The organism is Salinisphaera hydrothermalis C41B8 (assembly GCF_000732535.1).
Classification (GTDB): Bacteria; Pseudomonadota; Gammaproteobacteria; order Nevskiales; family Salinisphaeraceae; genus Salinisphaera; species Salinisphaera hydrothermalis.
Genome location: NZ_APNK01000066.1, coordinates 1 through 7,621, shown reverse-complemented (window position 1 = coordinate 7,621; position 7,621 = coordinate 1). Strand labels below are relative to the sequence as shown.

At 63.2% G+C, this 7,621-nt stretch carries 6 protein-coding genes; 4 read left to right on the top strand and 2 right to left on the bottom strand.

Translation table 11 applies throughout. The features are described from left to right. Positions 1 to 55 precede the first annotated feature (55 nt). Both C41B8_RS18910 and C41B8_RS18905 read right to left on the bottom strand, forming a co-directional pair. A complete protein-coding gene (locus C41B8_RS18910) occupies positions 56 to 1,468 on the bottom strand; it encodes a peptidylprolyl isomerase (RefSeq protein WP_037341870.1) in 1,413 nt (470 codons plus the stop codon). Further along, positions 1,465 to 3,837, bottom strand: coding sequence for an LPS-assembly protein LptD (locus C41B8_RS18905; RefSeq protein WP_037341867.1), 2,373 nt, complete (start codon positions 3,835 to 3,837; stop codon positions 1,465 to 1,467). The genes C41B8_RS18910 and C41B8_RS18905 overlap by 4 nt, the downstream gene beginning before the upstream one ends. 158 nt (positions 3,838 to 3,995) lie before the next feature. Between C41B8_RS18905 and C41B8_RS18900 the strand changes: the two genes are divergently transcribed. The 4 genes from C41B8_RS18900 to C41B8_RS18885 all read left to right on the top strand — a co-directional run bounded on the left by C41B8_RS18900 (position 3,996) and on the right by C41B8_RS18885 (position 7,244). Beyond that, positions 3,996 to 4,973 carry an aminoglycoside phosphotransferase family protein gene (locus tag C41B8_RS18900; protein ID WP_232226124.1) on the top strand — a complete coding sequence of 326 codons (978 nt, stop codon included), beginning with the start codon at positions 3,996 to 3,998 and terminating at the stop codon, positions 4,971 to 4,973. Beyond that, the gene (gene murU, locus C41B8_RS18895; protein WP_037341865.1) at positions 4,970 to 5,635 is read left to right on the top strand and encodes an N-acetylmuramate alpha-1-phosphate uridylyltransferase MurU; all 666 of its coding nucleotides are present in this window, start codon (positions 4,970 to 4,972) and stop codon (positions 5,633 to 5,635) included. Before C41B8_RS18900 ends, murU begins: the two co-directional genes overlap by 4 nt. Positions 5,636 to 5,769: 134 nt before the next feature. Beyond that, the gene (locus C41B8_RS18890; RefSeq protein ID WP_037341861.1) at positions 5,770 to 6,279 is read left to right on the top strand and encodes a DUF4398 domain-containing protein; all 510 of its coding nucleotides are present in this window, start codon (positions 5,770 to 5,772) and stop codon (positions 6,277 to 6,279) included. Further along, positions 6,279 to 7,244 (top strand): OmpA family protein, encoded by a 966-nt coding sequence (locus C41B8_RS18885; protein WP_037341859.1) that lies wholly within the window; start codon positions 6,279 to 6,281, stop codon positions 7,242 to 7,244. The genes C41B8_RS18890 and C41B8_RS18885 overlap by 1 nt, the downstream gene beginning before the upstream one ends. The last annotated feature ends 377 nt before the right edge of the window (positions 7,245 to 7,621 follow it).

Genomic DNA, 7,621 nt, shown 5'->3' with positions numbered 1-7,621 from the left:
GATCGCTTTGAACTCTGGCGTTAACGTTGAACCATCATACAGCGGGACCAAACACCTAGGGCGAGCCGGGCGTCGGTTGATAGTTAGGCATCCGGATATCGACATAGGCCTCGTCGCGCAGTTTGCGCAGCCACAGGTTGCCCTGCTCACTGGCGCGCTTGCGGCCAAGCGTTTCGCGTGCCTTGTTGCGTTTGGCTTCCTGGGTTTCGTCGCGCTGACGGCGCGCGATGAGCTTGATGATCTCGTAACCGTCATGCGTCTGGAAGATCTGGCTAATCTCGCCCTTGTGCAAATTCTCGACGTGTCGACGGGTATCCGGCGAAAGGCGGTTGAGCGGAATCCAGCCGACATCGCCGCCTTGCCGCGCAGTGGCCTTATCGTCCGAATACTTGCGCGCGAGTGCGGCGAAATCGTCGCCGGCGAGAAGACGCTGACGAATCTGCTGTGCCAATTTGCGCGTGCGCGCATCGCTGCGGATTTCGTTCGGCTTGAGGATGATGTGGCGCAGATGCGCTTCAGTCACCATCACCTTCTTCTGATCGTCACTCGACTGATCGTTACCGCCGCCGCGCTCGTCCTCGAGCTTGAGCAGATAAAGGCCGTCCGGGCCCCGGAATACCGGGCTGATCTGGCCGGCAGTAAGGCCAGCGAGCGCGCTGTCGAAGCTATCGGGCAGGCTCGACCCGGACACCCAACCCAGATCGCCGCCGTCCGCAGCATGGCTGCCTTGCGACAACGAACGCGCGGCGTCGGCGAAGCTCGTCTTTCCCGAGGTGATCTGATGGCGCACACTTTCGAGCCGGTCGCGGACCACGCCGGTGGTCGTCGAGTCGGCCCCGGCCGGTAGATCGAGCTTGATCTGGCGCAAGTGATACTGGTGATTGCGCGAGAACCGCAGTGACTGGTTCTGCAGATAGCGGTCGACGTCCTGATCCGAGATCGAAACCTTTTCCATGACCTCCTTCTGGCGGACTTTCGAGATCTTGATCTCATCACGCACATGCTGGCGCAGCTGCGACATGTCCATGCCGCTCTGCGCGACGGCCTGGGTGAACTGCTGCAGGTTCATGTTGTTTCGTTGGGCGATTCGCGACAGGCCTTGCTGCACTTCAGCCTTGGAGACTTTAATGCCGTCCTGATTCGCCTTCTGGATCTGCAGTTGACGCATGATCAACTGGTCGAGCACTTGGGAGCGCAGCACGTTGGGCGGGATCTGACCGATTTCGCCCGGGTTGCGCTGTTTGAGCTCGGCAACCGCGGAATCGAGTTCGCTCTTCAGGATCACGTCGTTGTTGACCACAGCGACGATCTTGTCCAGCGACTGGGGTTTCTGGTTCTGGCTCGACATGCCGCCGAGCGAGAAGCTGCCCAGTCCGGCCGAGCCGAGCTGCTGGGCGCTGGCGATCGGCAGCGCGAGAACGAAAACGAGCAACCCGGCGAGCGGGCTTAGTACGAACGGATATTTCATGGCGAACGGATCGTATCAAAGGTGTCGGTCGAGCGCGCTTGCGGTGTGGTACTGAACACGTCCTTCTGAACGAACGACGACACGCTATTACCGAAGCGGCCCAGGCCGCGTAGCACGAACTGGAACATGATGGCGTTGTCCTGGCGACCGTTCTGGTTGCCGACATAGTGGCGCCAGGCTACCCGCGCCGCATAACAACAAGAGGGACGGTACTCGAGTCCAGCCAAGGTCTCGATGTTTTGATTGCGCTTGAGGGAATAGTTCCATCGAGCGATTACATTGAGCCGCGAGCCGATGGGTGCTCTCAAGCCGATCGCGACCTGCGAAAGCGTTTCGAACTGGCCTGGAATGAGCGTGGTTTCGTAACGACGGTTGCCGTTGCTATTGTTGGGTAGCCGCGTAATACGCCGCGCCGGGCGGTAATCGCGATAATAACGATACCCGAGATCGAGCTGGTAACTGTCGCGATGCCCGATAGTCGCGGTCGCCACCGCCCGGTCCAGGTGCGCTCTGTGCGCGTCGTAGCCGAGCGTGGCACGCGTGGTGAACAAGTCAGACGGCGAGAACATCCCGCCGGCCACGTAATCCGACCCGTGGTGGTCGTAGCCGGTAACGCCGCTGTTCGGTAAGTCCACCCGCAAGTTTCGAAAGCTCGTCACCCGGCCGAAGTCCAGCTTGCCAACGGTACGTCCGGTGTTCGGGGACACAAAACGTGAACTCACGCCAAGCGTGACCTGATTGGCATCGCCGATACGATCGATGCCGGTATAGCGATTGCTTGAGAACAACTGATCGTAGTTGAGCGTCGCGCTCCCCGAATCGAAGATCGGGATGTCCGACTGGTTCTGGTACCCGACGAACAGATACTGCATGCGGGGTTCAAGCGTCTGAATCCAGCCGTTTTCCAGCGTGCGCGAGAAGCGCAAGCCCGCGTCGGCCCGGAAGCTCGGGATTTCACGGTTGATGCTGTTGTGATCGGGCTGCACGTAGAGATCGTTGCCCGCGTATTTCAGATCACGCAGATCGTAGTGCGTGATGCGGTACGCGGCCTCGCTATTGGCAAACCAGCTGCCATGATCGGTGCCCCAGATCAGGCGCGGACGCACATCGGTGCGATACGCGTTCACACTGTCACTACGCTGGAAGTTGGTGAATTGTGCGTCGAGTCCGGCCTGGAATGGCGCCGTGGGCGTCAGCAGGTTGAGGGTAGCCTGCGGCAGGCGTCGATAGGGCTCGTTGTCGAAGCGCCCGCCCAGGCCGTTGAAATAATTGTTCAGTGTCTGGAAGTCCTGCGCCAGAACCGAGAATTTCACCCCGGGCTGGACTGCCGTCAGCTCGAAGCTGCGATCGAGCTGAGACGTCGATGTGTGTGCGAGATCATTCGACAGATCGTCGAAATAATTGACGTCGGACACGCGGGTGTAATTCGCCTGAATCCCCACATGAGGCGTCAGCTGCCCGATATGCTCGAAGTGTTCGAGATCGCGTTCGGCGCCGTAATGGGTGTCGTAGGGCAGCACCTGGGCGTCGAATTCGCCTTTCTGATGCTGGGTCAGATAGCGGAACTGGCCGCCCAGCTGAAACCCGCGCTTGGCCATAACGCGGGGCACCAGCGTGGCGTCGTAGTTCGGCGCCAGATTGATGTAGTAGGGCGCGGCCAGCTCGAATCCCGATTTGCTCGACGCCCCGATGGTCGGCGTCAGGAAGCCGGTATGCCGCTGGTTGTCGATCGGGAAATTGATATACGGCGTATACAACAACGGTACGCCGTAGATTTTCAGGGTCGCATCGTGGGCCACGCCGCGGCCGGTCTGTCGATTGAGATCGATGCGCCGGGCGGATAGCAACCACGCCTTGGTTGGGCCCGGGCAGGTGCTGTAATCGGCGTCGCGCAGGCGATACTGGTTATCGCCCAGCGAGTCCACGCGTGCCGCCTTGCCCCGCGCGCCCGAGTCGAGCACCGAGTAATGCGTGCCGTCGAATTCGCCGGTGCGCCGGTCGACGTTGACATTGCCCTTGTCGGCCGTCAGATACAGCCCGTCGCGCAGATATTTTAGCCCGCCATGGGCCGACGCCTCGGACGTTTTCCGGTTGTAGCGGATGTAGGGGGCTTCCAGAGTCTGGCCGTTGCGTTCAAGATGCACGTGGCCCTGGGCGGTCGCGATGTCGTTGGCCAAGCTGGCCTGGTCGGCGACCAGTGTCGACGCGTCGCCGTTCGCGGGTAGACTCAGCGGCGGCGGGGCGACCGGACAGCACTGGGTATTCGAACCGGCAGCTGCGAGTGCGGCCGGGGTATAGATCAACGCGCCCGACAACGCCCAACCGAGCACCCCGGCGCGTGTCGCGCTATGCAATTTGAAATGAATCACGGCGGGATGTCACACCAATTAGCACCGGCTCGGGCGAGCGCGCGTTCAAAAGCGCGACGGGCCGGCCGAAATCATTGTATTCGCAAGCGATGCCCCTATGGCCTGCGATTATGCGCACCGCAGCGCGCCCCCGCAACGCAAGCCGGATCGGTCTGCTCGTGAATCAGGTCGCCGATTTGCGCTACGAGCAGCTCGTGGCATGGTTCGCTGCCCGTATCGACGGTTCGCTGGCATGGGAAACCGTGTCCGCGGATGCCAGTCGCCGACGTTATTTCCGCGCCCGTCAGGGCGAGCGCAGCTGGATCGCGGTCGATGCGCCGCCCGAATACGAAAACGTCGAAGCGTTCGTACGCATCGCCGGCTTGTTGCACGCGGCCGGTCTGAATGCGCCCGAGGTCCTCGATCATGATGCGACGCACGGCTTCATGTGCCTGAGCGATCTCGGTGATCGGACGTACTTGTCGGTACTCGACGAGGACAACGCCGACGCCCTGTTCGGGGCGGCCATCGGCGCGCTACTCGACTGGCAGGGCGCGAGCCGCCCCGGCGTGCTGCCGGATTACGATCGCGCCACGTTCGCCCGCGAAATGGGGCTGTTCAAGCAGTGGTACATCGCCGGTGAACTCGAGCATGAGCTCAGCATGCGCGACGAACGTGCCATCGATGCCGCCTTCGATTTCATTCTCGACCGGCTCGAAGCGCAGCCGCCGGTCTATGTTCATCGCGATTACATGCTGCGTAATCTGATGATCTGTCATCCATTGCCTGGCGTCCTCGACTTCCAGGATGCACGTTACGGTCCCGCAACCTACGATGTCGCCAGCCTGTTTCGCGATGCGTTTATCAGCTGGCCGGCGAATCGCGTCGACGGCTGGATCCGGCATTACTGGGATGGAGCGATCGGCCGTGAATTACCGGTAGCCAACGACTGGTCCGTGTTTTGCGAGGACATTGCCCTGACCGGCGCTCAGCGGCATCTGAAGATTCTGGGGCTGTTCGTGCGTATCGCGCGACGCGATGGCAAGCCGCAGTATGCGGCCGATCTCGACCGTTTTCGCAATTATCTGCGGCCCGTGGTGACAAGCTTCGACGAGCTGGCGCCGTTGGCCCCGTTCATTGAGGCGAGTGCGTCATGAAGGCCATGATTCTGGCGGCCGGCCGCGGCGAGCGCTTGCGCCCGCTGACCGACCGCGTACCCAAACCGTTGATCGATGTCGGCGGTCAGCCACTGATCGGGCATCACTTGCGCGCGCTCGCCGCGGCCGGGCTGCGCGATGTCGTGATCAACGTGGCCTACCGCGGCGAGCAGATTCAGCGCGCACTCGGCGACGGTCGACGTTACGGTCTGCGCATCGTCTATAGCCTTGAAGAGCCGGGGGCTCTCGATACCGGGGGCGGCATCGCCCATGCGCTGCCGTTGCTCGGGCCGGCGCCGTTCATGCTGATCAGTTCCGATGTGTTCAGCGATATCGATTACGGCGCGCTTGCGGCAGCGCGGGCGGGCGCCGAGGCGCATCTGGTGCTGGTCGACAACCCGGTCCACCACGCTCGCGGCGATTTTGGTCTGCGCGGCGAGCGGGTCGTGGATGCGGCGCCGCGTCTGACCTACGCCGGCGTCGGCGTGTTCGCACCCCATTGGTTTGCCGGACGCAGCGAGCCCCGGTTCCCTCTGGCTGCCGTCCTACGTGAAGCGATCGACGCCGACGCGGCCAGCGGCGAACATCATCGGGGGCGATGGATCGACGTCGGCCGGCCCAGCGCTTTAGCGGCCGCGCGGCAGGGGTTGAGCGCGGCCTGAGCGGGTGCGAACCGTCGCTGGCAATCGACGGCGGCGTCCCGTGTTTTTAGTATCGACCGGCGGCGCTGATAGAATCGCGCCTTCGAATGTCCGTGGCACGACGCCACGCGCCGAACCGAACAGGGAGATCCCGAATGTCGGCCAGTCATCATCGGTGGTTCCGCCACCTGATCGCGGGCGCCGCGATCGCGGCATCGGCCGCGGGGGCCGGTTGCGCCAGCCAGCGTGCCGTACAGCCCCACGTCCCGGACCAAAGCGTCCTGGATCCGGCCACGCAGGCCTTGGACAAAGCCGTATCGGCGCACGCCGGTCAGTTCGCACCGCGTATCGTGGACAGCGCGCGTCGACGTATCACCGTGGCTCGCGACATTCTGTTTAAAGCGGCAGAAGATGATCGTTCGTTGACCTCGGCCGAGCACGACCGGGTCCAGACCCTGGTTGATCAGGCCAAGCTCGACGCGCGGGCTGCGCTGATCAAGACCCAGGCCGAGGCAGTCCAGCACCAGATCGGGCAGCTGCAGGGTAATAGCGGCAATGGTTCCGGTTCGACGGGCGGCGCGGACTCCGGCCAGTCATCCGGGCTTGGCGCCCCGTCCGCAGGCCAGGGCACTGGGCTGGGCAACCCGACGGTGGGGGGATCGTAATGAATCGTCTTCTTTTGCTTTGTACCGTCGCGGTCGTGCTGCCGCTGTTCGCGGGCTGTGCGGTATTCCGCTCCAACCCAGTGCCGCCGTCCCCGTCGCTGACCGGCGTGGCGGCACAGAATGCGGCATGGCATGACGAGATCCATCGTAGTCCGACCGGCGATACGCCGACTTTCGGCCCGCTGACGGATGCCGAGGATGCGGTCCAGGCCGCCCAGACCCAACCGCAGGTGAGCCAATTCGATAGCCAGTCGTTGACCCAGGCACAGCAGGCCCTGGCTCAGGCCAAGAATGATTGGCAGGCCATCGCCAACAAGAAAAAGCGCAGTGCCGATGCGCTCGCCAAAGTGGCGGATGAGGCGCATCAGGCCCAACGATTGGCGCAGATCGCGCAATATACGGCGCAACGCGAAATCGGGCTGAAGCAGCTCAACCAATTGCAGGCGCAACAGCAACGCAGCATGATGGCGTCGTCCTCCGGCGGTGGCGGCCGTGCAATGAGCACGCGCGACCTGGCTGGCAAGCGGGTGGTGCCGGATATGCTCGGCGCCCTGCATTTCCAGAGTGGTACCGCCCGCCTGACACAGGATTCGCACCCGGTCATCGGTCGTCTCGCCAAGCTGGCACAGGCCCATCCCAAGCTCGGTGTGGCGATCTTCGGCTTCACGGACAATAGCGCGCCGCCGGCCGGTCAGCTCAAGGCGTTCATCAACGCGAATCCGAATCTGAAGAATCAGCATCTCAGCCACGCCAAGCAGGTCCAGGCCTATCACCAGGGGCTGTCGGACGCTCGGGCGCGGGATGTGGCCCAGCTGCTGGTCCAGGCAGGTGTTGATCCACATCGCCTGGGAGCGCGCGGCATGGGTGAAAGTCATCCGATAGCGTCGAACGCCACGGCCTCGGGCCGTCGCAAGAACGAGCGGGCCGAAGTGGTGCTGGTGCCGCTGCAAAAACGAGGGGGCTGACAAGCCCCTCGTATGACGAGACGGCCCGCCTACGGCCGTCTCGTCATAAATGATCGCGGGTGTCCGCCTGCTTGCCCGGCCGGCTCGTAAGGCCGGCCGGCGTATCGATCGCGGGCGCAGTCGTTGCCCGCTCAGGGCGTGTCGTCATGAGATACACCGCCTCACGGGCATGGGCCCTGCAGGTGAGGCCCGCTCACCGCGCCAGGTGGCGTTGCATGCCTTGACCGTGGGGCCCCGCCACGCTCGGCGGCATGCGCCTTGCCTGGCACAATGGGCGGGCCTCATGCGGTGGCGTCTCTCGTGACGACACACCCTAGGGTCTGTTGAGGTTTGGTGCGAGCGCCGCGTTGGCGTCCGCAAATCGTGTCCGGCAAGGC